At 61.9% G+C, this 24,814-nt stretch carries 20 protein-coding genes and 1 pseudogene; 8 read left to right on the top strand and 13 right to left on the bottom strand.

What is annotated here, in order from left to right:
* Positions 1-8 precede the first annotated feature (8 nt).
* From ccoO to QMG56_RS12600, 6 genes are all read right to left on the bottom strand, one after another.
* The gene (ccoO, locus tag QMG56_RS12625; RefSeq protein WP_024018147.1) at positions 9-761 is read right to left on the bottom strand and encodes a cytochrome-c oxidase, cbb3-type subunit II; all 753 of its coding nucleotides are present in this window, start codon (positions 759-761) and stop codon (positions 9-11) included.
* Between the two features lie 3 nt (positions 762-764).
* Positions 765-2,408 carry a cytochrome-c oxidase, cbb3-type subunit I gene (ccoN, locus tag QMG56_RS12620; RefSeq protein ID WP_024018146.1) on the bottom strand — a complete coding sequence of 548 codons (1,644 nt, stop codon included), beginning with the start codon at positions 2,406-2,408 and terminating at the stop codon, positions 765-767.
* 180 nt (positions 2,409-2,588) lie between these two features.
* Complete coding sequence (locus QMG56_RS12615; RefSeq protein ID WP_024018145.1) at positions 2,589-3,053, bottom strand: hypothetical protein; 465 nt, start codon at positions 3,051-3,053, stop codon at positions 2,589-2,591.
* An 11-nt stretch (positions 3,054-3,064) separates the two neighbouring features.
* Complete coding sequence (gene hmpA / locus QMG56_RS12610) at positions 3,065-4,276, bottom strand: NO-inducible flavohemoprotein (RefSeq protein WP_281822819.1); 1,212 nt, start codon at positions 4,274-4,276, stop codon at positions 3,065-3,067.
* A 40-nt stretch (positions 4,277-4,316) separates the two neighbouring features.
* Positions 4,317-4,592 carry a DUF1971 domain-containing protein gene (locus QMG56_RS12605; protein WP_031308569.1) on the bottom strand — a complete coding sequence of 92 codons (276 nt, stop codon included), beginning with the start codon at positions 4,590-4,592 and terminating at the stop codon, positions 4,317-4,319.
* On the bottom strand, positions 4,585-5,034 hold the full coding sequence (locus tag QMG56_RS12600) for a group III truncated hemoglobin (protein ID WP_031308568.1): 450 nt from the start codon (positions 5,032-5,034) through the stop codon (positions 4,585-4,587). Before QMG56_RS12600 ends, QMG56_RS12605 begins: the two co-directional genes overlap by 8 nt.
* Positions 5,035-5,149: 115 nt before the next feature.
* Between QMG56_RS12600 and QMG56_RS12595 the strand changes: the two genes are divergently transcribed.
* On the top strand, positions 5,150-5,575 hold the full coding sequence (locus tag QMG56_RS12595) for an Rrf2 family transcriptional regulator (RefSeq protein WP_024018143.1): 426 nt from the start codon (positions 5,150-5,152) through the stop codon (positions 5,573-5,575).
* A 457-nt stretch (positions 5,576-6,032) separates the two neighbouring features.
* Here the strand turns inward: QMG56_RS12595 and QMG56_RS12590 are convergent, their stop codons facing one another.
* Positions 6,033-7,055 (bottom strand): IS110 family transposase, encoded by a 1,023-nt coding sequence (locus tag QMG56_RS12590; protein ID WP_024018141.1) that lies wholly within the window; start codon positions 7,053-7,055, stop codon positions 6,033-6,035.
* 118 nt (positions 7,056-7,173) lie between these two features.
* On the opposite strand from QMG56_RS12590, the gene QMG56_RS12585 reads away from it, so the two are divergent.
* A protein-coding gene (locus tag QMG56_RS12585; protein ID WP_161633889.1) for an IS630 family transposase occupies positions 7,174-8,119 on the top strand; the annotation gives its coding sequence in 2 pieces (ribosomal slippage) (positions 7,174-7,512 and positions 7,514-8,119; 945 coding nt in all).
* A 12-nt stretch (positions 8,120-8,131) separates the two neighbouring features.
* Here the strand turns inward: QMG56_RS12585 and QMG56_RS12580 are convergent.
* The 3 genes from QMG56_RS12580 to QMG56_RS12570 all read right to left on the bottom strand — a co-directional run bounded on the left by QMG56_RS12580 (position 8,132) and on the right by QMG56_RS12570 (position 10,782).
* Positions 8,132-8,314 carry a hypothetical protein gene (locus tag QMG56_RS12580; protein ID WP_281822818.1) on the bottom strand — a complete coding sequence of 61 codons (183 nt, stop codon included), beginning with the start codon at positions 8,312-8,314 and terminating at the stop codon, positions 8,132-8,134.
* Positions 8,311-9,462: a cystathionine gamma-synthase gene (gene metB, locus QMG56_RS12575; protein ID WP_024018140.1), complete on the bottom strand. Its 1,152-nt coding sequence runs from the start codon at positions 9,460-9,462 to the stop codon at positions 8,311-8,313. The genes QMG56_RS12580 and metB overlap by 4 nt, the downstream gene beginning before the upstream one ends.
* A gap of 81 nt (positions 9,463-9,543) precedes the next feature.
* Positions 9,544-10,782: a tyrosine-type recombinase/integrase gene (locus QMG56_RS12570; RefSeq protein WP_024018139.1), complete on the bottom strand. Its 1,239-nt coding sequence runs from the start codon at positions 10,780-10,782 to the stop codon at positions 9,544-9,546.
* A 165-nt stretch (positions 10,783-10,947) separates the two neighbouring features.
* On the opposite strand from QMG56_RS12570, the gene QMG56_RS12565 reads away from it, so the two are divergent.
* The gene (locus QMG56_RS12565) at positions 10,948-11,868 is read left to right on the top strand and encodes a hypothetical protein (protein ID WP_281822817.1); all 921 of its coding nucleotides are present in this window, start codon (positions 10,948-10,950) and stop codon (positions 11,866-11,868) included.
* 8 nt (positions 11,869-11,876) lie between these two features.
* On the opposite strand, the gene QMG56_RS12560 is transcribed toward QMG56_RS12565, so the two are convergent.
* The 3 genes from QMG56_RS12560 to QMG56_RS12550 form a co-directional block, all read right to left on the bottom strand.
* Complete coding sequence (locus tag QMG56_RS12560; RefSeq protein WP_281822816.1) at positions 11,877-12,893, bottom strand: ParB/RepB/Spo0J family partition protein; 1,017 nt, start codon at positions 12,891-12,893, stop codon at positions 11,877-11,879.
* Between the two features lie 46 nt (positions 12,894-12,939).
* Positions 12,940-14,142 (bottom strand): AAA family ATPase, encoded by a 1,203-nt coding sequence (locus QMG56_RS12555; protein WP_281822815.1) that lies wholly within the window; start codon positions 14,140-14,142, stop codon positions 12,940-12,942.
* Positions 14,143-14,331: 189 nt separating this feature from the next.
* A complete protein-coding gene (locus QMG56_RS12550) occupies positions 14,332-15,426 on the bottom strand; it encodes a replication initiation protein (RefSeq protein WP_208634715.1) in 1,095 nt (364 codons plus the stop codon).
* Positions 15,427-16,176: 750 nt separating this feature from the next.
* Here QMG56_RS12550 and QMG56_RS12545 point away from each other — a divergent pair.
* From QMG56_RS12545 to QMG56_RS12525, 5 genes and pseudogenes are all read left to right on the top strand, one after another.
* Positions 16,177-16,497 (top strand): single-stranded DNA-binding protein, encoded by a 321-nt coding sequence (locus tag QMG56_RS12545; protein WP_281822813.1) that lies wholly within the window; start codon positions 16,177-16,179, stop codon positions 16,495-16,497.
* Between the two features lie 80 nt (positions 16,498-16,577).
* Positions 16,578-17,477 (top strand): toprim domain-containing protein, encoded by a 900-nt coding sequence (locus QMG56_RS12540; protein WP_281822812.1) that lies wholly within the window; start codon positions 16,578-16,580, stop codon positions 17,475-17,477.
* A gap of 69 nt (positions 17,478-17,546) precedes the next feature.
* Positions 17,547-21,764: a strawberry notch-like NTP hydrolase domain-containing protein gene (locus tag QMG56_RS12535; RefSeq protein WP_281822811.1), complete on the top strand. Its 4,218-nt coding sequence runs from the start codon at positions 17,547-17,549 to the stop codon at positions 21,762-21,764.
* Positions 21,765-21,887: 123 nt separating this feature from the next.
* Complete coding sequence (locus QMG56_RS12530; RefSeq protein ID WP_281822810.1) at positions 21,888-23,942, top strand: ParB/RepB/Spo0J family partition protein; 2,055 nt, start codon at positions 21,888-21,890, stop codon at positions 23,940-23,942.
* 139 nt (positions 23,943-24,081) lie between these two features.
* Positions 24,082-24,690, top strand: a pseudogene (locus tag QMG56_RS12525) (ArdC family protein); the annotation flags it as partial.
* Between the last annotated feature and the right edge of the window lie 124 nt (positions 24,691-24,814).

The following is a 24,814-nucleotide window of genomic DNA, read 5'->3' as shown; positions in this document are numbered from 1 at the left end:
TCCTCATCTCATTTCACCGGCCCAGGTGGCTTTTGCGGCGCTGCCGTATTCTTATACGGCGCATCGGTCAGCCGTCCCAAAACCTGGAGATAAGCCACCAAAGCGTCCATTTCGGTGACTTCGGTCGCCACGTCGTCGAACACGCGCACTTGCGTTTCTTTGCCGTAGCGATCCGCAACACCGGACGACGTCGAGCTTTCCGGCGTCGCTTGGTCGTAAGCATCGATGCTGGCGTTTTCGATCATCGCGTCGGTGTAGGGAACGCCGGCAGCGCGCAGGGCTTTCAGATGCAAAGGCAGATCATCGACCCGCAGTGCGGTGCGCGCCAGCCAGGAATAGGCGGGCATGTTTGAATCGGGCACGACCTCGCGCGGATTGGTCAGATGGGCGACGTGCCAGAAATCCGAATATTTGCCGCCGATGCGGGCAAGATCCGGGCCGGTTCGCTTCGAGCCCCAGAGCATCGGATGGTCATACTTGGACTCGACCGCCAGAGAATAAGGCCCGTAGCGCTCGACCTCATCCTGCAAGGTGCGGATCATCTGGCTGTGGCAGGCATAGCAGCCCTCGCGAACGTAGATATTCCGACCTGCCAGTTCGAGTGGTGTGTAGAGCCGCATGTCAGGCGCCTTCTCCACTGTCTCATCGATCGTGAAGAGTGGGGCTATTTCGACAAGGCCGCCGACACTGGCAGCCGCGACAATTGCGAGCACGAAGCCGATGGTGCTCCGCTCAAGCTTGCGATGAAAGAGTTCCGCCATTGCTCAGCCCCTCACCACCGCGGTGGTGACGTTCAAAGGAACGTCGCCTTCTATCGCCGCGCTGGATGGCGATGCGCGAATGGTCCTCCACATATTGTAAGAGCCGATCACTGCTCCGATCAGGAACAACAGGCCGCCGAAGGTACGCGCGATGTAATAGGGATACATCGCGCGCAGCGAGTCGAGGAACGAATAGGCGAGCGTGCCTTCCTCCGTATAGGTCCGCCACATAAGGCCCTGGATAATGCCGGAATTCCACATTGCGAAAATGTAGACAAGTGTCCCGGCCAGAGCGAGCCAGAAATGCCACTCGACCAGCGCCGACGAATACATCTTCTCGCGCTTCCAGAGTGACGGCACCAGCGTATAGAATGAGCCGAAGGTAATGAGCGCGACCCATCCGAGTGCGCCTGCATGAACGTGGCCCACGGTCCAATCGGTATAATGCGAGAGAGAATTGACCGGGCGGATCGCCAGGAAGGATCCTTCGAAGGTAGAAATGCCGTAGAACACGGCTGCGACCATCATGAAGCGCAGCGTGGCATCGTCACGCACGCAGTGCCATGCGCCGTTCAACGTCAGCAAGGCATTCCCGGCCGAGGCCCAGGACGGAACGAGAAGCATGACCGAGAAGGTCATCCCCAGCGTCTGGACCCAATGCGGCAGCGCCGTATAGTGAAGATGATGCGAGCCGGCCCACATGTAGAAAAATGTGATGCCCCAGAAGCTCAGGATCGACAGCCGATACGAGAAGATCGGCCGCTGCGCCCGTATCGGCAGATAATAATAGAGCATCCCCAGGAAGCCGGCCGTGAGGAAGAAGGCGACGGCATTGTGGCCATACCACCACTGCACCATCGCGTCCTGCACGCCCGACCAGATCGTATAGCTTTTGGCGTGCCCCAGCGAGACGGGGACAGCGAGATTATTGATGATATGCAGAATTGCGACGACGAGGATGAAGGCCATGAAATACCAGTTGGCCACATAGATGTGGGGTTCTTTGCGGCGCGCCAGCGTCCTGATGTAGAGGACGAAATAGGTCACCCAGACGATCACCAGCCAGATGTCCGCATACCATTCGGCTTCGGCATATTCCTTCGATTGGGTGACACCAAGCAGATATCCGCTGGCGGCCAGGATGCAGAACAGATTGTAGCCGACAAGGACAAACCAGGGGGAAAGCTGATCGGGGAGCCGGGCACGCGAGGTCCGCTGCACGACATGAAACGAGGTGGCGATGAGCGCGTTGCCGCCAAATCCAAAGATCACACCGCTCGTGTGAACCGGTCGCAGGCGGCCGAAGCTCGCCCAGGCGCTATCGAATGTCAGATCGGGAAACGCGAGCAGGGCTGCCACCCATACTCCCACGAACATGGCGACCACTGCCCAGGCCATGCTCGCGATAATGCCGGCCTTGATCGGGTCGTCATAATAGCTTTCGAGGCGGGATTTTGGCGGCTCCGGCTCCCATAAGTCTCGGATTACAACAACTGCGCAAATGGCGCCGAAGATCAGGATCAGCCATCCGTGAACTTCTATCGTGTCCTGGGTGCCTGCGGCGGCGAGGACCAAACCGCAAAAGGCGACAGCAACAGAAATTGCGAGCGCGATCTGCCGCTCGGCCTCGGTCAAACTTTTAACCATGCCCGATCAATATCCCCCTTTGGTCGCTGCCACGCGGCTTTTTTTCAGCGCAGCACTGACTCCGGGGAGCGGGCCACGGAACTTGCGCATAAGCTGCAACACCTTAGTCCGCTCCGGGTTCCCGCCACGCCCGCTTTCCGACAAGTCATACGGCACAATTGGGGTCACCAATCAATGCCCTCACAACAATCCGTGACTGCCTGCCACGGCGCCGAGAAGCGTGATCACCGCAAACCCCAGAAGCCCGCGATGAACGACCTCCATGCGATCGAAGTCGGCGGCGGGCTGCGATGAATCCTCCATGCGTCGATGAAGAAATAACGGCTCAATCACGAACAGCATGGCAGCGAAAATCGCCCAGAGGCCAACCATCGCATGCATCCACCAGAAACGCAGGTCGGCGAACCGATCCCACATCTGCCCGCGCTCAACCATCCAAAAGCCGCTGACGCCGGCAAGCAGCACCCAGATGCGCGCTTGCGCCGCGAAACGGCCTTCGAGCTTGTGGAAAGCCGCGAGCCTGTCAGCTGGCGGATGCGCGGCGCGAATGGACGGCATCACCACGAGTGTCACAAACGCCACGCCGCCGATCCAGAGCAGAACCGCGAGAACATGGATCGCCCGAGCTATGGTGATGTCGTCCATAACGTCTCCCGTCAGGCTGCCAGAAGTTCGTCCGCCGGGCCGAAGAACTCGTAGTGAATTCGGTCGGACGGCACACCGGCGAGCGACAAGGTCGAAACCGCGTGACGCAGGAACGGGCGCGGTCCGCAAATATAGTAGTCGGCCTCACCGACCGGCGTGTTGGCGACGAGCCACTCATCGGTGATGATGCCGGAGACATCATAGTCCTGGCCCTGCGCTTCGCCTTCCAGCGGAGTTTGATGGAAATCGGTAACCGACACCGCGCTGCCCGGCCCAGCTACGGTGCGGACATGATCGCGCATCGCATGCGTGTCGCGATCATGGGTTCCGTGAATATAGTGAACGGGCACATCGGCGCCGCTCTGCGCAAGCGCCTCGAGCATCGCCACCATTGGCGTCAGGCCCACACCGCCGGAGAGGAGGACCACGGGACGTTCGACGTGCTCGGAAAGGAAGAACTCGCCCGCCGGCGCGGCGACCTTCAACACGGTTCCGGGCTTCACCTCGTCATGAAGCCATCCCGAAGCCAGGCCCTGCGATTCGCGTTTCACCGAAATGCGATAGGTTTCGCCATTGGCAGCCGCCGAAATCGAGTAGTTGCGCTTGACCGGCGGATGACCGGGAATCTCCAGCCAGAAAGTCAGATACTGCCCCGGCTTGTGCTGCATGACGGGTCCGCCATCGACCGGGCGGAGAATGTAGGAATTGATGACGCTGCTCTCGCGCAAGACGTCTTCGACGCGGAAGTCACGCCAGCCATTCCATCCGCCCGCCGCGTCCTTCTGCTCTGTGTAGACCCGCTGCTCGCGTGCGATCAGGATATTGGCGAGGAACCAGTAGGCCTCGCCCCATGCCGCAAGGATTTCCTCCGTTGCTGCATCTCCCAGCACCGCCTTGATCGCGCCAAGGAGCGCCTCGGCAACGTGCGGATAGTGCTCGGGCAAAATCTGAAGGCCCACATGCTTTTGCGCGATCCGCTCAACAGCAGGCGCAAGCGCACCGAGATTTTCAATATTGCTGGCATAGGCGAGAATGGCGCCCGTGAGCGCACGCGGCTGCGATCCGGAGTCGCCATGATGCGACTGATTGAAAAGGTCGCGGATTTCCGGGTTCTGGAACATCCGGGAATACATTTCGTGTACGATGTCCAGACCATGCGCTTCCAGCGCGGGAACGGTCGCCTTGACGAGCGCGATCGTCTGATCGCTAAGAGGTTGCGACATGAACTTCTCCTTCTGAAATGCGTTGAAATTTCCGGCAATGTCAGCGCGCGGGCGGCTGATCGTAGAAATCGACCTGCATCTTCATTGACCCCATCGGCGTCACGAAATGCGGCTGCTGCGGCAGAACCAATCCTGGCTGGTTCGGTGTCAGCACGATCTCCGAAGGCGGATCGAGATAGGTGAGCTTAAGCTCGCCTTCCAAAACGCGGATCAGGCCCCAGACACCGGCCTTGGTATCGTGTCGCGCCCGCAAGGCAGCCGGTAGTGTATCCTGATCAAACACCGGTGTGGAACGATAGGGAAGGATGTCAGGCATGGCTTTGCACTCTCCGCCTTGGGCAATCCAGCGTATCGGAATTGATTGCCGAGCCTTCCGCGCGTTGCCGATCGAGCCGAAAAAACACGGCGAGCTGCAGGCTTTCGGCGATCCGCTTCGCTTTCGCTTGCAAAGCGGCGGCGGCTTCGGGCGACATCATTTCGTTGGTCGCCTCAGCCCAAAGCGTTAGCCATCGGTCGAATAGCGCCGGCGTAATTCGTGATTTGTGCTTCAAATGAGCCGGCACCGGTTGACCCTTGTATCGACCACTGGTGAGCATCACCGATGACCAGAATGCCGCCAGCTTTTCGAGATGTTCCGGCCAATCGGCGATCGCGTCGTTGAAGATCGGCCCCAGCTCGGCATCCTCGCGGACCCGCGCATAGAACAGCGTCACGAGACGGCTTAGCCCTTCCTCGTCAACCTGCGTATCGTCATCCATTGACCGACTCCGAAATCATGTATCTACGCTACATGTATCACCGGGTTGGAAACATGCAACAAGAATGCATATATATTAGTGCAGCGTCGATTGGGCGCTGTGACCGGGAAGCGACATGAAGCTGACGCGCTACACCGACTATGCCCTTAGGGTGCTGCTTTACCTTGGAGCGCGGCCTGATCGGCTATGCTCGATTTCCGAGATGGCGGGTGCCTATGCGATCTCGCAAAACCATTTGATGAAGGTGGTTCACGACCTCGGAAAAGCGGGCTTTGTGGCGAGCGCTCGGGGGCGTCTTGGCGGAATTCGCCTCGCGCGACCGCCGGGTGAGATTATCATCGGATCGGTCGTGCGGCACACGGAGGATGGGTTCGATCTGGTCGATTGCGGAAGCTGCATCATCGCGCCGGCGTGCGGAGCGACGGGCGTTCTTCGCGAGGCGCTTGCCGCATTCATGGCCGTGCTCGACAGCTACACGCTCGACGACCTGTTGGCGAGGCGGGTCGATATGCTCAGTCTCTTTGCACCCGAAGCGGCATAGAGGCTCTGCCGATGGAGGAGGAATGCGCGCGCTATCGTTGTGAGGGAGAAGATGGCTCGCCGATCACCGTTTTGGAGTTTCAATACTTCGGTCAAGCTGAAACGAAACCCGGCCGACGCCGTTACCCAGGTGCGCAGCGCCTAGAGTCTGTCCTGGCTGATTTGAATCGGTTGCGGGATTCCCAAGCGGGGTAAGATGTGATTCATGTGTGGACGGCCCCTGTTGGGCAAGGGGGAAATTGACGCGTTGATCTGAGCCGGGTCAGGTTCATTCATGTGTCCGGCCTGTTTGCGCGGCGTGAAAGGCCGCTGGCCATGATGGTGTCGGTGGATGGGATCCTCATCAAGCTGGCGCGCTGTGATGCGCGTTGAATCACTCAGGTTGTTTCCATCCCCGGCAAGCCCCGGATCGGCATCACGCGTGTCGTTCTCTCCTGCCCAAAGTGGTTGGCGCCAGGTCAGGCGGTTACCGGACCGGCGCGGTAATTTTCATCGCGCGCCATCACGGCCCAGGCGATCCGGGCCATCTTGTTGGCGACCGCGACGGTCACCAGCCTTGCGGGCTTGCGCTCGAGCAGCTGGTTCGCCCAGATGCTGACGGTCGTCTGCTTGCGCCGGGTGTAGCGGACAACGGCGGTTGCGCCGACGACTAGCAAATGGCGCAGATAGCGATCCCCCATCTTCGATATCGCGCCCATTCGCTCCTTCCCGCCGGAGGAATGTTGCTTGGGTACCAACCCCAGCCAGGCGGCAAACTGGCGACCGGAACGGAAGATAGCGGCGTCGCCGACGGTCGCAACGAGCGCGGTGGCGGTGATAAACCCGATGCCGGGGATCGTCTCCAAACGCTTGCACGCGGCATTGGCGCGATGCCAAGCCATCAACTCGATCTCGATCTGACGGATCTGTTGGCTCAAGCCATCAATCATGCCGGCGATCAGCAGCAATGTCTGCCGCGCCAGTTCCGGGATCGCTGCTTCGCCCGCGTTGAGAACGCCGACGAGCTCGCGGACATGGGCGCGGCCTCTGGGTGCCACAATCCCATATTCGGCCAGATGCGCGCGCAGCGCACTAACCTGCGCGGTCCGCTGCCGGACCAGCAGGTGACGGGCGCGATGCAACATCAGCACGCTCTGCGCGTCGGCCGACTTGATCGCCACAAAGCGCATCGTCGGTCGCCTCACCGCCTCGCAGATCGCTTCGGCATCGGCTGCATCATTTTTGTTCCGCTTCACATAAGCCTTCACGTAGGCAGGCGGCATCAGCTTCACCTCATGGCCCAGGCATTGGAGCTGCCGCGCCCAGTAATGCGCTGTCGCGCAGGCTTCGATGCCGATCAGGCACGGCTCAAAGCCGCCGAGAACCGCCAGCAACTGATCCCGTCGAACTTTCCGACGCAACACCGGCTGCCCTGCATCATCGACGCCATGAAGCTGAAAAACGTTCTTGGCGATGTCGAGGCCAATCGTGGTAATCTGCATCCGGACGGCTCCTTCCCGTTGATGGTCGCTGACAGCATCATCCTGGCACGAATCGATGCCGCTGGGTCAGGGGCCGTCCACCTCATCAAGCTTCCTGCTGGAGTGGAGGCTAGCAGGAATGGCCAGACCTTATTCAAACGACTTGCGGGAGCGTGTGGCGAAGTTCGTCGCGTCAGGCCGAACGGTTCGTGAGGCGGCTGGTGTCTTTCGGGTAAGCGTGTCGAGCGCGGTGAGATGGTCTCAGCGTTGGCGCGGGACGGGCACCGCGGCATCGCGGCCGAGGATTGGCCGACCAGGTCGGCTGCTAGCATCCGAGCAGTCATGGCTTTTGGGCCGACTGGCCGAGCAGCCGGACCTGACGGTACGGGCATTGGCGATCGAGCTGCGCGAGCGGGGATACCGCACGATCAGTCACAACACGGTTTGGGCGCTGCTGCACTCGGCCGGTTTCAGCTTAAAAAAAAACGCTATTCGCCGACGAGCAGTTGAGGCCGTCGATCGCCCGACGGCGCGAGCAGTGGAAGAAGTATCAGCACCTGCTTGAAGCCAAACGACTCGTTTTCATCGACGAGACTTGGGCCAAGACGAACATGACGCCGATCCGGGGCTGGTGCCGGCGCGGCCAGAAGCTGGTGGCGCGGGCGCCCTTCGGCAAATGGCGCACCCTCACCTTCATCGCGGCGCTTCGGCATGACCGGATCGATGCACCCTGCGTTCTCGATGGGCCGATAAACGGGGAGATCTTTACCGCTTGGGTCGAGCAGTTCCTGGTGCCGACACTTAAGCCTGGCGACATCGTCATCATGGACAATCTGGGCAGCCACAAAGGCGCTGCAGTCCGCAAGGCGCTCCGCTCCGCTGGGGCCAAGCTGTTCTTCCTGCCAGCCTACAGCCCGGACCTGAACCCGATCGAGCAGGTCTTCGCGAAGCTCAAGCTCCTGCTCCGCAAGGCCGCTGAGCGATCGGTCGAAGCCACATGGCGTCGGATCGGATCCCTCCTCGACGCATTCCCTCCAGCCGAATGCGCAAGCTACCTGCGAAACTCCGGATATGCTTCAATATGAGCAGGACAGACTCTAGCTCTCTCCACCGGACAGCCTGTCCGGTATATCGACCCCGCCACTTTTGAGGTTATCGGCACCGGCGAGTTGCTCAAGCGCTGCGACCGCAGCTGAGCTGCGCGCCGCCCTTTGCCGGTTTTCTCGGCGAACCAACTCTTCATAGCGACAGAGCGGGACCGAATCCGAGGCCTCGCTCATGCGCCGAACCCCTTCTCCAGACCAGCAATCAGATCGTCTAAATGCTCAAGCCCAATTGAAAGCCGTAGCAGGCCATCGTTGATGCCGGCCATTTGTCGCGCCTCAACGCCCATGTCGGCATGCGTCATCGTCGCCGGATGAGAGATGAGGCTTTCGACGCCTCCCAGCGATTCTGCGAGCGTAAAGGTGCCGATCGCGGTGATAAAGCGGCCCACCGCCTCGACCCCGCCTTCGAGCTCAAAGCTCAACATGGCGCCGAAACCGTGCTGTTGAGATGTGGCAATGACATGGCCTGGGTGGGAGGCGAGGCCGGGATAGTGCACAGCGCACACTCGGGCGTGCTGCTCCAGATATTTGGCAATCATGCCTGCGGTCCGCTGCTGCCGCTCAATACGTGGGAACAGCGTCCTCAATCCTCGTAACGTCAGCCACGCATCAAAGGGGGCGCCCGTCACCCCTACGACGTTCGCCCAGACAGCGAGCTTCAGGTATTCGTCGGCATCGGCCGTGATGACAGCGCCGCCGATCACGTCCGAATGGCCGTTGAGATACTTGGTGGTGGAGTGGATTACATAATCCGCCCCGAGTGTGAGCGGCCGTTGCAGCGCTGGCGAGAGGAAGGTGTTATCGACTGCAACTCGCGCGCCGGCGGCCTTGGCGAGCGCGCAGATCCCGCGAATATCGACAACGCGCATCAGCGGATTGCTCGGGGTCTCCACCAAGACTAGCGCCGGCTTGTCGGAGAAGGCAACGGCGAGCGCATCCCCATCCGATTGATCGATAAATGTTACCCGGAATTGCCGTTTTGCGGCTCGCGCCAGCAGGAGGCGGCGGGTTCCGCCGTAGCAGTCGTGAGGTGCCAACACGAGATCGTCGGAATCAATCTGCGCCAGAAGCAGATCGACAGCGGCCATGCCGCTTGCCGTAATGACCGCACCCGCGCCATGTTCGAGGCGAGCAAGCGCTTCGGCGAGCATCGCCCGCGTCGGGTTTCCCGCGCGACCATAATCAAATTCGCGCGGCTGCTCAAAGCCCTCGAAAGTGAAGGTGCTTGTCAGATAGATCGGCGGAGCCACCGCCCCAAATGCCGCATCGGTTGCCACGCCGTACGTTGCGGCAATCGTCTCGGGTGCTTGTTCTTTCGTCATCAGGGCCTCTTATACGCCGCGGATCGCACGATAAAGCCAATCAACGATCCAGGCTGTGGGCTTGCGCCACCGATGGGCCCGCTACCGGAATTTGGCCATCAGCCGTCCAACTGCGCCGGCTTCAGCTGTAAGATTGCGATTGTACGCGAGCGGCATGCGCGGGCTTTTCCAGCGCAGCGCGTCCATGATCCCGGCCAGATCCTCGCCGCTCGCGAACAGATCCTGGTTGAGCCCGATCCGCGTCGAATGCGCGCTGATCCCCTTGAGCAGCCGCGCCAGATCATCCGCGGTCAGATCGGGCAGAGCGCCACGATCGAACGCCCGCTGGATCATCGATCGATAGATTGGGCCGATGGACGCGGGATGAAGCGCCACGGTGCCGAGGTCATACTCGACCCGTGCCGGTAGCGCCGGCTTCGACAGGGTCTTGCGCAGATCCCACGTCTCTCGCCCTGAGATGCTGTCGATCGGCCGACCCCGCACGGCAGCGCGGGCCTTGTAGCGCCGCACCTGCACCCGCCGGAACAGCGGCCCTGCGGTGATCCCGGCCGCCTCGGTCCAGGCCGCGATCGCCGCGACGGTGCGCGGGCTCAGAAACGCGGTTGCCCCCTCCCCGTCCTGATCGCCTTTGCTGCGCAAGATCTGCAGCAGACGCGCCTCGGGGTCGATCGCCTCCTCGATATGTTCGACCGCGACCGCCACCAGCTCGGAGGCCCGCAGCCCGGTGTCGTAAGCCGTCGACAGCAGCGCCCGATCACGCAGGCCCGGCAGATCGTCTCCGCAACTCTCGAGCAAGGCGCGGATGTTGAGCCCGCGCGCCTTGTCGCGCTCGACGTCGCGTACCGGACCTTTGAACCGTAAGGGCCGCGCCTGCTTTTGTGCCGCCCCCTTCTCGCGGCGGACCGCCTGCAGCCGCAGCTTGACCAATGGGGCGGGCGTCGGATCCTTCAGATCGAGCAGCTGGTGGATCTTGGCGATCGACGCCTTGTAGCGGGAGAGCGACGCTGGCCGGCTCCCCTTCCCCGCCCGGGCATCGAGATAATCGGCCACGGTCTCGGCCGTTGCCGGCAGCGCAATCCGGTTGGAGCGCCGGCACCAGGCATCGAATGCTTCGACATCGGATTTTAGAGCGCGGATGCTGTGCGGCGACGAGGCGGCTTGGTACGCTGCGATCAGCGCCTCGTTGACGGTGATACGCTCGCCGGCGCGCATCTGCACGATCGTCCAGGCAAGGTCGACCGGGGCCCTGACAGCCGGCAGGTCCGCCTCCGACGGCGCTACAGCGGTTTTCGGCCCTTCCCGGGCAGTTTCGGTGCCCATGATGCGCCACGCTCCTCAACGTCGCTTGTAGCTTATCTTATAAAGAGGCGTCAATTCCGCTTATATGATAAGTGCAATTATCGCGTGTCCATAATTAGACACTATGAGAGAGGGAAAGTAACTGCTGACTTTGGTTTCCGTTGAGATTGCGATAGAATCGCATGGATGGCGCCCTCCTCCTCCTCCAATGCCCCCTGCGAGCAGGCAATGCTCCTGCTCGGCCGACTGGATGGACGGTTGCAAAACAGCCCCTGGGCCGACATCTGGCTGGCCCGAGCGCGTCTGCAGGGCGCAGCGCAGCTCGCTGGCCTTGCAGGCGTGCCTATCGACGTCCGGCATCTGCAGGACTGGATCTGTGGCCGCACGCCCCCTCCCCGCGCCTCTGAGGGGTTGAACGATCCCGTCTCGGTCGCGGCAGTGTTCCATCTCGCGATAGAGGCCGGTGTTGCCAACACAGGGCCGCTGGCGCGCGCGACACTCAACGTCCTGCGTACAGTCCTGGACGATCGATCCGAAGCAGAAGTTTGGGCGGGCAGCGACCTGGCCTATTTTGGTCCAGCGTGGCGGCAGGCGCGGATCGAGGTACAAGCCCCCTACCCCTCCCCTTCCCTGCGCTCTGTCGCCGATCGGATTGCCGCCATGCTCAAGACGGTGGTCGATGCCGATCAGTCTGCAGTGGACGTGACGGCGATCGACGGTCGGACGCTCACGCTCGAACCGAGGGTGCGCGATCGCGCCTGGTTGGTGGCCAGCCATGTCCCCGCCATGCTCCATCATGCCGGTCTCACATTGGGCACCCTGCCCTCCCTGATTCTATTGCCGAAATTTCCGCCACCCGAAGTTGGCGAGTTGACCGACGTCATGATGCGATCGCTGCTGGCGACCTGCCAATCCGGCCTGAAGGATCTCGACTGGATCGAGCGCCAAGGCTCAAAGGCGTTGGCCGTATCGGCAACACGGCGCAGCCGCGCTCCCCTCCTCGCCCGCCTTGCGCTTGCCTATCCCGGGCTTCGCCCATCTGCCGTGGCGCGGCTCCTTGAGGTCACGCCGCAGGGAGCACGCAAGCTGGTGGCCAAACTGGCGTGAAGCCGAGCCTACTGCCAATGCGTGTCGAGCAATGCCTTGATGGCCGCCTCCGCTTCGTCCCGCGAACCGCCGGCATGTGGAAGCAGGGTGATCCTCACCCCCTTGCGGTCCTTACCCTCGAACCGAAGCAATGGCTTTCCGCTCTGCGACGCCACGGTTTCACTCGATCCTGACCTCTTGGGGGATCCTGACCTCTTGGGGGGATCGGCCGCCAGCGCCAATGCCCGAATAATCTCTGGCACCGCAATAAGAGCGCCCTCTCCTCCCGATCGATCGCTGAGCGCCGCTGCTTCGGCAAATACGCGCTGGCGACGATCATCGGGTTTCAGCAAGGGCTTGATGGCTGTGACATGCTTGATCCGCAAATCCTGCGGATTGGGAAAAGCGACCATCAGTTCCGTCGGCAGGCGCGCGAGATCGAGATAACGGCTCAACCAGCTTTCGGTAACGTTGATCCGCTCGGCCATGACTTTTTGCCGGCCCTCATAATACGCATCGAGCGCGCGAAGATAATCGCGCGCGCGCTCCAGATCACTGAGGTCTTCGCGCGCTCTGTTCTCAATGTCCGCTATGCGGAACGCTTCCTCGTCCGACAGTTCGCGAATGTCGATCAGGAACCGGAAGTCGGGATAATTGTGGCCGCGCAACCAGCTGATCGACCAATGGCGGCGCGCGCCGCAGATCACCTCGAAATCATAATCGGGTTCGCCACGCACGCGGCGGACGATCGCGGGCATCTCTTGGCGCCCTTGCGCCTTTATGCTCTCGATAAGATCGGCGCACCGTTCTTCGTTGAGCAAGGCATATTCGCGGTTATGCCCTGCCCACATCCGGCAACGTGCGGGATCAACCAATTCGTGGGTGCGGCTAACGACCGTCCCCGCCGCCAGTTCGGCCAACCGATTCTCCCGGCCTGTCAGGACATTGGCGCCCAGCCCAGGCCGGCGCGGCGCGGGCGCACCATCTTCAGGTGGATTGATACCTGCGGCCAATTCTGCTGCGAAACTAGCATTCTTTCTGCTCATGAAGCCGTTCCTTCACCCGGAATTGCACCGGTGCAATTTTCCCGTTTCACGCGAGACCTTCCTTGCGCAAACGGCTCAAATGGCTGGGCCACATGGCCCGAATATCCAACTCGAGTTCAGCATTCACCCCGTCGAGATAGGTGAGGCAACGATTGCGGACGGCACTGCTCGTCACAGGACCGTCGAGCTCATAGACCGTCATCAAACGCGCGGTCGCGTTGTCAATCTCGGCGGAGTCTTTCAGCGGCGTGCGGACCATCGCCTGACCGAAAAGTGTCCGCATCAAATTGAGCAGTTCCTTCTGCATCGACTTATTCTCATCGACCTTAGAGGCGACAAAGCGTAGGAATTTGAGCGTCGGCGCAAAGCCGCGTTCGGCCAGCGTCTCGATGGTTTCATCGAGCATCGCCAGAAACGCCGCGGTCGAAGAAAAGTCCATGACGGTCGGCGGCACGGGAACGACAAGCGCGTTCGCGGCGCGCAAAACCGACAATGAGATGGCGCCAAGGGCCGGCGGCGGATCGAGCACGATCACATCGAAACGATCGGAGATACTAGCGATGCCTTCGGAGAGGCGATCGATAAGCCCCCCCTGCCCTCGAGCCATTCGGGCTGCAATCTCATATTCTGACTGGAACAGCCGCAAATTTGCCGGGATCAGTTCGAGACCGTCGAAATGCGTTTTGCGCAGCGCGTAATCAAGGGAGGTCTTCTCCTCTTCCCGGAGAAACGGGTAGAGCGTATCCTCCTCGCTCAGATCAAGATCAGGCACATAGCCGAACAATGTCGTCGCGGAGGCTTGGCTGTCGCAGTCGATCAGGGCAACACGATAGCCCTGGATTGCGAGATATTGGGCAAGGTGGACCGACAAGGTCGACTTGCCGACACCTCCCTTGAAGTTCTGGACGGCCACGACACAGCATGGATCGTCGGCCGCTCGCCAGGGCCTGGTGCCGAACAGGCCCCGCATATTATTGAGTTGGGCAAGCGTGTAACCAACCCTGCGATTATTCTCGGTTCGCGGCGGCGGCGGAAGACGCCCGTCTTTTTCCGCATCGCGGATTGCAGCGGGCGTCCGCCCAACCAGATCAGCGGCCTTTCCGATCGGAAAAGTGGGCTCACGGCGTTCATCCGCGCGCGCGCTGCGCGCTGAATCGCGAAGGCGCTCCAGCACCGACGAGGTGCGCTGGGCGAGCGCCGCCACCGAGAGAAGATCATGGGTGTCGTCGATGTCTAGTGATGCTGCCACAGGGCGCCCCTTTGCGAAACTCGGGTCATAGTAGCGCTACTTGCGCTTTTTCGTCAAACAGAAGCGCTATTTCGAAAGTAGAGCTATGCTGGCGGCGGCAATGGCGGCGAAAATGGCTGACGATCGCCTTTCGGGCGTGGCATCCTGACTCGGTGGGGGCACGACGAAATTGCACCGGTGCAATTTCGCTTATGGGCGGCCCCTTCGAGCAACGAAACTCTCGCAAAAACCCGTCCAAGAACTCGTCAGCTTCGCGCCCTTGAGCTTCGCCAGGCGGTCGCCCATCTGCTGGCGATAGGCGTCGGCGATGAGATCAATATCCCATCCGCCCCCATGCGACCGGGCAATCGCGGCCAAGCCTTCCGCGTTGAACCGGATCGTTCCTTGCGGAAAGACGATCTCCGAACTCTTCTCTGGCGCGACGAGCGCGCTGATGGTGGCCTTCACGAGCGATCCCACTTCCACCGTCTCGGCGACCGTCTCTACTGCCCCTTCCCGGCGCGCCTTGCGCCCCGTCGAGTGCCGCTCAATCTCATCGACGGTCGCGATCTGCGCTGGCGCATCCTTCGGTTCAAAACGGAATTCGATCTCGGTCACCGTCCGGCCCTGTCGTATCTCCTTCCACTCGACTCGGAAGTGAGCCAGTTGGTCGATCTCGGCCTTTGCCTTTTCGAGCACCTTGCGACGGAGTTGCGCGAAATCCTTATACACCTCAGGTGATATTCCGAGCGCCGCACGCAGCGCTGCCATATCGCCCTTCCAGGTCGACTGCCGGCGATGGAGCCGCAGCGATCCAATCTCATAGAGTTTGAGCGCATAGCTCGATCGGAAGCCCAGCACCGCCTGCCGATTAAGAACGGCATAGCTCTCGGATTCCTGGATGAGCTTGCGCGCATCAGGCGTAAACTCCCATTCGATCCAACCCGCATCCGCGCCGTCTGTATCTTCCGCCTCTTCGCGAGACGACGAGATCAGCGAAAAACGAAGCGTCGCTTTCTTGCCGCGCCAGGACCGGTCGTCGATCGCAAACAAGGTCCGGTGAAGTTCCTCCAGCATGTCGGAGATACGTTCATTACCCTTATGACCGCGGCGAATATCGGCCTTGCGCATCCGATGCGGCCGGTCCTGCCAGGCATCCCCGCCTGCGGTCAGAATCATCAAGGCGAGCAATCGCGACGCCGTCAGGCTGAGCGACTGGCCTTTCACGAATTTGATCTCAACGATGCTGCCGGGTTTGGCGAACTCCTCGCCACCCTTCGCTTGCAAAGCCGCCGCGACTCGCATGGCACGGCCCGGCGCCGAATCGGCTTGCGCCTCTTGCGCTACATCGGCGCTTAGATTTTCCGCATGTTCCATGTCACATAGGCCGAACGCATATTGGGCAGATTCGCCTAATTGCTGCCTGACCTGTCCTCGCTCGTCAAGTCAGGGCAGGCTGAAACACTTTTGTCGCCCCCATCCGGTCAGGATGGAATCATATGGCACGTCCGCAAATGCCTTGATATTCCGCCGAGTCGCAATGCGATTCGGGTTCTGCCCGTTTTCGGCTCCCTCACGCTCGAAAAACTTGGCAGAATGCCGCCGTTCCCAAGCGCGGGATCGCCAGATGCCAGCGCCCCCAATAGGTCAGGATAGCCCCAATAGGTCAGCTATCTCCCCCCGATCGGTCAGGGTGACGCCCCCGCGGGGTCAGGCAAAATCCCCCGCGCGGTCAGGATAAATGCGACAGGTCATTGAAATTGCGGGTCTTTTCGGCACAGAATCTGAATCACTTAGAATCATGAATCCTTCCGCTGCGAGCAGCGGCGTTGTTTTAGAATGATTCTAAGAGACCAAGGAGGCGATTCGCTGATCCTTTACGGTCCGACAGCGTAACCGATCCCCCTCGCTAGGGGGATACCTCCAGACCGGTGTTCCACGATAGCATCACGGTCTCGATCCTTGGCAGCTCCGCCCTGCGACGAGATCCTCAGCGAACCGATCGTAGCTGCACCACCGCTCGTCGCCGCTGGGCAGACGCAGTGAGGAGGTCGCATGATCAATTTTGCCAAATTCGAGATCATCGGACGGATCGGCGAGATCGATGCCAAGCCCAAGATCACCAACATCTCGGTATGCGCGAACTATCGCCGCCGTGGAGAAGGCGATCAGTGGATCGAGGATGGCTACTGGAACCGAGTCGTCATTTTCAGCGAGGGCCAGCGTAAATATATTGATGAGAAGGTCCAGGTTGGCGATCTCGTACGGATTGCCGGACGGCTCCGTGACACCTCCTACGAGCGCGACGGCACCACCCACTACACGACCGACCGGATCGTCGAAGAGTTCGGTGTGCTCGCGACAAAGGCAGCATAGATTCCAGGTGGCATCGCCGATCGGCAAGAGGGGAGGGGGCATGCGCGGAGCGACCTTGGATTTCGACAGGAGTTTCGCCCATGCCCGCCACCATCGATGCAGCAGTCCGCGCTAAACAAATCGTCGAGAGCTTGGGTGGACGCTGGTCAGGATCGCGCGGAGAGTGCCGCTGCCCCGCCCATGACGATCACTCGCCTAGCCTTTCGGTCCGCCTCGGCACCAAGGCGATCCTGTTCAAATGTTTCGCGGGATGCACATCGACCGATATCCTCAAGGCTCTGGATCGTCAGGGCTTGCACGATCGGGTGCCGGTTCACGTCGAACCACGCGCGCCGGCGCGCGATCTGAGCGGCTTGGCCAGGTCATTGTGGCAGCACAGTGTACCCATCGCCGACACACCGGCTGAAGCCTATCTTCATGCCCGGGGCCTTTACGCGCCAACGTCCGACCTTCGCTTCAACCCACAGACGATCATAGGGAAGGGGAAGGATCGGCGCTCCCTTCCCGCAATGATCGCCGCGGTGAGAAACGAGCTGGGCCTGGTCGCGGTCCACCGGACCTTCCTCGATCCCACAGACATTTTGCGGCGCCCCTTCCGCAAACCCAAGCTGGCGCTCGGTCTGCTCGGCTCGGGCAGCGTGCGCTTTGGTGAGCCGGATGACGTTCTGGGCATCGCCGAGGGGATCGAAGATGCCTTGTCCGCAATCGACTGGTTCCAATTGCCGGTCTGGGCCGTGCTTGGTGCCGAGCGCTACGCCCATGTCGGCATACCGTCGCATGTGAAGCGCGTCATCGTGTTCGGCCAGCGGAATACGGCGGCGAAGATCTGCCTGAAGAGGGCAGGGGAGCACCTCAGCGCCAACGGGCGAAGGGTCGAGGAATGGCTCCCATCCGAGCATGATGATTGGAACGATGCTCAGCGCGATCGGCTTGCCCGCAACGCAGTTCCTCACACCGTGATCCAGACGCACTCCCAGTGAAGAGAGGAGAGGAGGCCTCCGGCTTGTTGATCCGGTGATGGACACCGGATGATGCAATGGAGGCCTACAATGCGCACCTCAGCCGCTGCTCTCGAACTCGATTTTACCGAACCATCCATCACCGCTGCGAAGGCGATCTGTGCCGTGCTGCGCCACGGCGATGGCATGGACCGGCCTGGCCTGCTCCGGACGATGGAAACCGCTTATGGTTCAACCGCAGCCGATGGGCATTGGTCACTCCGCGACGCCTATGATGTCCTGGAGCTGGGCCAAGTCCTGCACCTCGCCACGCTTGACCTGCCGCAACAGCCGGCAGATTGCCTTGCGGCCCTGACCGCGCTCACCGTATCCCTGCCCACGCATACCGTGCGCAGCGAAGAACAGATCGCGCTCCAGCAATTTTCGACACCGGCCGCGATTGGCTATCTTGCCGCGCTCGCCGCTCGCATTACCACAGCCGATACCGTCCTGGAGCCCTCCGCCGGCACCGGGCTCCTCGCCGTTTTCGCCGCACGCGCTGGCGCCAAGCTTGTTCTCAACGAGATCGATCCCGCGCGTGCCGACATGCTCCAGGCAGCATTCCCCACCGCACCGGTCAGTCGCCACGATGGCGAACTCATCCACGATCTGCTGCCGCTGTCGATCCGGCCGACCGCAGTGCTCATCAACCCGCCCTTTTCTCGCAGCATCGGTCGACATGCCGACCCGCTTGCCGCGTTCCGCCACTTGCGCGCCGCCCTGAAACGGCTTGATGCCGGGGGGCGCTGCGCCGCTATCCTTCCCGATCGCGTGGATAGATCGAGCCGCGCCTGGGCGAAGGCGACCGACGGCTGTGCGATCACGCTCCACGTCGAACTGCCCGCCAATGCCTATGCCAAACACGGCACCAGCCAGATCGTGAAGCTCATCGTTCTGGAAAAAGGCGTCCAGGATGACGTCGCCATCGTTCGGTGCAACTCGCTCGCCGAAGCGCTCGCGACGATCAGCGCTTCCGCGGCCAGCGTTACGGAAACCCCGAGACTCTCCCCAGCGCGCCTTGCACCAACCCGTGCGCGCGCATCCCTGCTCGGCGGTCTCTCGAGCAGACCCCGGCTTTCGGCCCCGATCGCGACGACCGCCCAATCTCTCAATGCGCTTGATATCGGCTACACCGTCTTTGCTGCACCCGTACCGACCGGTGAGGCGGTGGGGGTGTACCTGCCGTATCGGCCAAGCCGGATCGCCATTCCCTGTGCATCCGCGCATCCGACCGCTCTGGTGGAATCGATCGCCATGGGCTCGATTACGGCACCGCGGCCGTCTTACGTTCCGAAGCTGCCGGCCAGTGTAGTCGACACCCGGGTGCTGTCCGACGCTCAGCTCGAAACCCTGATCTACGCCGGTGACGCTTTCGAGCGCGACATCTCCGGTCTGTTCAAGGCGGCCGAGGAAGGGTTGTCGCTCACGCCGGACCAGAACGGTCGCCCTTACCGGACCGGATTCTTCCTTGGCGACGGCACGGGTGCCGGCAAGGGCCGTCAGGTTGCCGCCATCATCCTCGACCAGTGGCTACGCGGGCGCCGCAAGCACATCTGGATATCTAAGACCGAGACACTGCTGGAGGACGCACGTCGCGACTGGACCGCGGTCGGCGGTCTCGCGCTCGACATCCAGCATCTCAATCAGTGGAAGCTGGGCACGCCGATCGGTGCGGCCGAGGGTGTGCTCTTCCTCACCTATGCGACGCTCCGCTCCAACCGGGGGGACAAGGGTACTCGCCTTCAGCAGATCCTCGACTGGGTCGGCGATGATTTCGACGGCATGATGGTGTTCGACGAGGCGCACGAGATGGCGGGTGTCGCCGGCGGCGAAGGCCGTTTCGGCACCAAGGACGGCTCCGATCAAGGCATCGCCGGCGTGCGCCTGCAGAACCTGCTGCCTCGCGCCCGCGTCCTGTACGTGTCGGCAACCGGCGCGTCGGACGTCAACAATCTCGCTTATGCCACCCGGCTTGGCCTGTGGGGTCCGACCACCGCCTTCGCCGATCGCCGCGCATTCGTCGACAGTTTGCGCCGTGGCGGGATCGCGGCGATGGAATTGATCGCCCGCGACCTGAAGATGCAGGGCCTCTATGTCGCCAGGGCGCTCAGTTTCGCCGGTGTCGAATATGACATCCTCGAACATCGCCTGACGCCCGATCAGGTCGAGGTCTATGACGCCTATGCCGATGCGTGGGCGGTCATCCACGCCAATTTGCGCACCGCGCTCAATGCCACCCGAGTGACGGATAGTTTCTCCAATGACACCTACAACAGCGGCGCGAAGGCCGCTGCGCTGTCGATCTTCGAATCCACCAAGCAGCGGTTCTTCGGCCAGATCCTGATCGGCATGAAGCTGCCCTCGCTGATCCCGGCGATCCGTGCCGATCTGGCCCGGGGCGAGAGCGTCGTGATCCAGCTCGTCTCGACGTCCGAGGCGATGCTCAACCGGGCACTGGCCGCGCTGAACGCCGAGGACCGGGCGAATCTCGACATCGAGCTTTCACCCAAAGAGTTCGTCATGTCCTATCTCACCGCCGCCTTTCCCGTCCGACAGATGAAGACCTTCGTCGACGACACCGGCAAGACGCGCTCCGAGCCTATGTCCGACGAGGATGGGCGTCCCATCTTCAGCCAGGAAGCGCTCGAGATGCGCGACAATCTCGTCGAGCGGTTCTGCTCCCTGCCGATCGTGGGGTCCGCCCTTGATCATATCATCGGGCATTTCGGGACCGATGCCGTCGCCGAGGTGACGGGACGCAGCCGACGCATCGTCATCGACGCGCACGGTCGCCAGCGCATCGAGAGCCGTTCGCCGCGAACAAACCTTGCCGAGACCGATGCCTTCATGCGGAACGAGAAGAAGATCCTGATCTTCTCCGATGCCGGCGGCACCGGGCGCAGCTATCACGCGAGTCTCACCGCCGAGAACCAGTCGCGCCGCAACCACTATCTGCTCGAACCCGGTTGGCGCGCTGACGCGGCCATCCAGGGTCTCGGCCGCACCCATCGCACGCACCAGGCAACCGCGCCGCTGTTCCGTCCGGTATCGACCGACTGCCGCGGCGAGCGGCGCTTCATCTCGACGATTGCCCGCCGCCTCGATAGCCTTGGTGCCTTGACGCGGGGCCAGCGTCAGACAGGCGGCCAGGGTCTGTTCGATCCGCGGGACAATCTCGAAAGCGACTATGCCAAAGAATCCCTCGAAACATGGTTCCGCCTGCTTGCCGACGGCAAGCTGCGCTCGACCACGCTTGGCGAATTTCAGACCCTGACCGGACTTGAGCTGGAGGGCGAAGGCGGCGGGTTGAAGGAGGAGCTGCCGCCCATCCAGCGCTGGCTCAATCGTATTCTCGCGCTGCGCATCGCGTTGCAGAATGCGATCTTCGATGAATATCTCGGCCTGATTGAGGCCCGGATCGAAGCGGCGCGCGAAGCCGGCACGCTCGATCTCGGCGTTGAAAGCATCAATGCCGAACGCATCACGATCCTTGATCGCACGGTCATCCGGCGCGACCAGACCAGTGGCGCAGAAACCGAGATTCTGCGCCTCGAAACGGAGGAGCGCTACAAGCCGGTCTCGCTCGACCGTGCATTGCGGATGCTCGGCGACGACTCGCGCCCGATCGTCAATCGCAAGTCCGGCAGGGCCGCGATCCGGTGCACCACCTATTCGCTCACCGATGACGATGGTGAGATCGTTCGCCGCTACGAGCTGGTTCGGCCGACCCGTTCCGAGCGGATGCGGCAGGATTTGCTTCTGGAAACGATGTGGGAAGAGACCAGCGAGGAGGAATTTTCGGCGCTGTGGCAGGCCGAGGTAGAGGAGATGCGGGACAAGACCCGCACCAGCACGCTCTATCTGGTCGCGGGCCTGCTCCTGCCGGTCTGGGATCGCTTGCCCGACGATCATGTTCAGGTTTGGCGCCTGAACACCGATGACGGCCAGTCCTTCCTCGGCCGGATCGTTCCTGCACCGCTGGTGTCGAAGCTCGCGGACGCCTTCGGGATCAACGCCGCCATCACCGTGTCAGGCGACGATACCGCAAAGCATGTGATGACCAGCGGCGAGATATCGTCCGTCGGAGCCTACCGGCTCAAGCGCAGCTTGGTCGCCGGCCAGCAGCGCCTCGAACTGCTCGATTGGCCGCACACGCGGCTTGCCGAACTCAAGGCGGCCGGCTGTTTTACCGACATCATCCAGCACAGGACGCGGATGTTCGTTCCCGTCGCGAATGCCGCTGCTGTCATCGAGCGCATCGCCGCCTGACGACCGAGGTCCTCTCTCCGCGCCCAGCGCAGGAGAGGGGAGGGGGCCTTCGGCTTTGTGGGCCTGATGAGCAGGCTCGCGTGACCGTCGAGGCGGCGCGCCAGTTCCCGATGGAGACAAAAGATGATCCAGTCCGTGAAGGTCAAGAACCTCTCGCTGTCGAAAGACAATGTCCGTAAATCGAGCCGGGAGGCCGGTATCGAAGCCCTAGCCGCCAGCATCGCAACGCAAGGCTTGTTGCAGAATCTCATCGTTACCCCGCTCAAGAAAGCGGGCCATTTCACCGTCAAGGCGGGCGGGCGCCGGCTGCGCGCACTCCAGAGCCTGATCGAACAGGGCACTTTGCCCGTCGACCATGTCGTGCCCGTCCTCGTCCTTACCGACGACGACAACTCGGTCGAGGCGAGCCTCACTGAGAATTTTCAGCGCGTTCCGATGAACCCGGCGGATGAAAGCACCGCGTTTAACTTCCTCATCCAGAAGGGGATGACCGCCGAGGACGTTGCCAAGCGACAGGGCGTCACCACCCGCTTCGTCGAGCAGCGGGTGCGGCTTGCCGAGCTTGCACCGAGCGTGTTCCAGGCTCTCGCCGCCGGCGAAATCACCCTGGGTGTCGCCCAGGCCTATGCCGTGACGAGCGACATCGATCGTCAGGCTCGCGTCTTCGCACAGATGAGCACCTCCTATTATGGCGATCAGCCCGACAACATCCGGCGTGCGATCCTCAACGGCACGATCAAGGCGAACGATGCCAAGGCACGGTTCATCGGTCGCGATGCCTATGTCGCCGCAGGCGGCCGCATCGAGGGTGATCTCTTTGCCGCCGAGGGGGACGAGAACTGGATCGACGTCGATCTTCTCGAAGATCTTGCCGGCAAAAAGCTGGAGGCGGCTGCAGCCGAACTCGCGCAGGCCGAGGGCCTTGCCTTCGTGACGCCGATCGCGGCCACCCACGTTCCCTACGATCTCGAGCGTCAGCTTCATGAGTTTCACGCGCCCGCGCGGCCGCTCAGCGAAGCGGAAAGTGCGCGTGTAGAAGCGCTTTCGGCCGAAAATGACCAACTCGTCGAGCAGCTTGAAGGCGAACTGACCGATGGGACGCCGGAGGCCGAGGTGGCGAACGATCGCCTCGACGAAATCGAACGGGAGCTTGAAGGCATTGAGGATTCCCGTCGCGAGATCGATCCGGCGGTCCGGGCGCAGATCGGGACGTTTGTCTATATCGGTGGCGATGGCGAAGCCCGCGTTCACACCCGCATGTTCAGTGAGAAGCCGGTTGTCGATCCGAATGCTCCGCCCAAGGTGATGGGCGGTGCCAATGGTGACGACGGCGCCGACGACATCGATCATGGACCCAAACTCAGCGCTACGCTGATTGACGAGCTGGCGACCCAGCGCCGGCAGATTCTCGTCGCTCACATCGCCAGTGATCCGGCGTTGGCGCTGGATCTCACCATCTTCCTGATGGCGCAGAATGTCGTCTTCGAGCAGAACTACGTTCGCAATCACTCGACGCTCAAGTCGAGCGGCGCGCAATTCCCGATCTTCGGCTTCCGCGACGAAGGGTCGATGGCGTCGCAGACCATCGAGGATCAACGCCAGCGTCTCGATACGAGCTGGGCCGGTCACAAGACCATGACCGAGCGGTTCGACGCCTTTCGTGCGCTCGACGACGAGGCACGCGGCAGTTGGGTGGCCTTTTCGATCGCGCGCACGCTGGAGCCGAGCCTGAATGTTGCCGAAGGCGGACGGTCCAACGGGTTCCATGACCATCTTGGTCGCGCGCTCGACATTCAGGTCGAGCATTGGTGGCGCCCCACGGCCGAAAACTTCTTCGGCCGCGTCAAAAAGGATGTCATGCTCGACGCGCTTGAGGACATCGGCGGGCCGATCCTGCGCGGCCGCTACAAGGACGCCAAGAAGGGCGACCTTGCCGCAACCTGCTCATCGCTTTGCAACGGGCAGGGCATCGTCGAGGCCGAGGTCCGCGAAAAGGCGGCGGCCTGGCTGCCGGATGCGATGCGCTTCGATGCCATCGAAAAGCCCGAGACCATCGCGCTGCGCTCGACCTTCATCGACGAGGGCGATGACGTCGATCCCGGCGATGATGGTGATGATGAGTCGGACCCCGATGACGCGACGCACGACAGTCAGGAGGATTTGAGCGAGGCGGCCTGACGCCTGTTTGCACGGTTCGAGGCGACTGGGGGCGGCACTCTTCGCGGAGTGTCGCCCCTTCTTTTGTGCCCCGACGGCGGCCTCTCAGAGGGGAGGGCGCTGCTCCGGGCTCGCCTCTATCAGACCAGGAGAACTTGCCGTGGCAAAGACCACCGATAAACCATCGCCCGCCGACACCATCACAAACGCAATCATCGACAAACTCGAATCCGGCGTGCGCCCATGGGTGAAGCCATGGCGACCTGGCCTTGGCGGCCGTCCCCTTCGCGCGACCGGCGACCCGTATAAGGGCATCAATTGCTTCTGGCTGTGGCTCTGCGCCGAAAGCGCCGGCTACCATTCGCGGACCTGGATGACGTATAAACAGTCACAGGCGTTGGGCGGCCAGGTCCGCCAAGGCGAGCGGTCGCAAATCGCCATTTTCTACAAATGCTACAGCAAGACCGTGGAGTCGCCCGTCACCGGCGATGCCACAGACGAAATGCGCCGCGTGCTGCGATCCTATGCCGTCTTCAATGCCGACCAGATTGAGGGGCTGCCGGAGAAGTTTTATCCATGCCCCGTCAGCGTCGTCGCCCCCGACGACGAGCTACCGGATCGCGCGCAGCGCTTCCTCGATGCCCTTCCGGCGAGGGTTCACCAGCGCGGCGATCGCGCCTTCTACGACCGCGTTGCCGACAGCATCACGATGCCGCCCGTCGCGTTGTTTTCCACCCGCGCGTATTTCGCTTCGACGTTGGCACATGAGGTATGTAACATCGCAAGTGTCCTCGTTTCGAGGGCCGTCGATGGCCTTTGCGCCCTGCTGTTGCCGCAAAATCGCAGGGCCAGCCTTGCGATTTCAGGACGGGAGTCCTGATCATGCGCAGCAC

The sequence above is a fragment of the Sphingobium sp. BS19 genome (assembly GCF_027925545.1).
Classification (GTDB): Bacteria; Pseudomonadota; Alphaproteobacteria; order Sphingomonadales; family Sphingomonadaceae; genus Sphingobium.
Note: the sequence above shows the minus strand (reverse complement) of the source record. Positions and strands in the feature narration are given on the sequence as shown.

Coding starts and splice junctions, on each gene's coding strand:
- ccoO (WP_024018147.1), bottom strand. CDS start 761: ATGGCGGAACTCTTTCATCGCAAGCTTGAGCGGAGCACCATCGGCTTC.
- ccoN (WP_024018146.1), bottom strand. CDS start 2,408: ATGGTTAAAAGTTTGACCGAGGCCGAGCGGCAGATCGCGCTCGCAATT.
- QMG56_RS12615 (WP_024018145.1), bottom strand. CDS start 3,053: ATGGACGACATCACCATAGCTCGGGCGATCCATGTTCTCGCGGTTCTG.
- hmpA (WP_281822819.1), bottom strand. CDS start 4,276: ATGTCGCAACCTCTTAGCGATCAGACGATCGCGCTCGTCAAGGCGACC.
- QMG56_RS12605 (WP_031308569.1), bottom strand. CDS start 4,592: ATGCCTGACATCCTTCCCTATCGTTCCACACCGGTGTTTGATCAGGAT.
- QMG56_RS12600 (WP_031308568.1), bottom strand. CDS start 5,034: ATGGATGACGATACGCAGGTTGACGAGGAAGGGCTAAGCCGTCTCGTG.
- QMG56_RS12595 (WP_024018143.1), top strand. CDS start 5,150: ATGAAGCTGACGCGCTACACCGACTATGCCCTTAGGGTGCTGCTTTAC.
- QMG56_RS12590 (WP_024018141.1), bottom strand. CDS start 7,055: ATGCAGATTACCACGATTGGCCTCGACATCGCCAAGAACGTTTTTCAG.
- QMG56_RS12580 (WP_281822818.1), bottom strand. CDS start 8,314: ATGAGCGAGGCCTCGGATTCGGTCCCGCTCTGTCGCTATGAAGAGTTG.
- metB (WP_024018140.1), bottom strand. CDS start 9,462: ATGACGAAAGAACAAGCACCCGAGACGATTGCCGCAACGTACGGCGTG.
- QMG56_RS12570 (WP_024018139.1), bottom strand. CDS start 10,782: ATGGGCACCGAAACTGCCCGGGAAGGGCCGAAAACCGCTGTAGCGCCG.
- QMG56_RS12565 (WP_281822817.1), top strand. CDS start 10,948: ATGGCGCCCTCCTCCTCCTCCAATGCCCCCTGCGAGCAGGCAATGCTC.
- QMG56_RS12560 (WP_281822816.1), bottom strand. CDS start 12,893: ATGAGCAGAAAGAATGCTAGTTTCGCAGCAGAATTGGCCGCAGGTATC.
- QMG56_RS12550 (WP_208634715.1), bottom strand. CDS start 15,426: ATGCGAGTCGCGGCGGCTTTGCAAGCGAAGGGTGGCGAGGAGTTCGCC.
- QMG56_RS12545 (WP_281822813.1), top strand. CDS start 16,177: ATGATCAATTTTGCCAAATTCGAGATCATCGGACGGATCGGCGAGATC.
- QMG56_RS12540 (WP_281822812.1), top strand. CDS start 16,578: ATGCCCGCCACCATCGATGCAGCAGTCCGCGCTAAACAAATCGTCGAG.
- QMG56_RS12535 (WP_281822811.1), top strand. CDS start 17,547: ATGCGCACCTCAGCCGCTGCTCTCGAACTCGATTTTACCGAACCATCC.
- QMG56_RS12530 (WP_281822810.1), top strand. CDS start 21,888: ATGATCCAGTCCGTGAAGGTCAAGAACCTCTCGCTGTCGAAAGACAAT.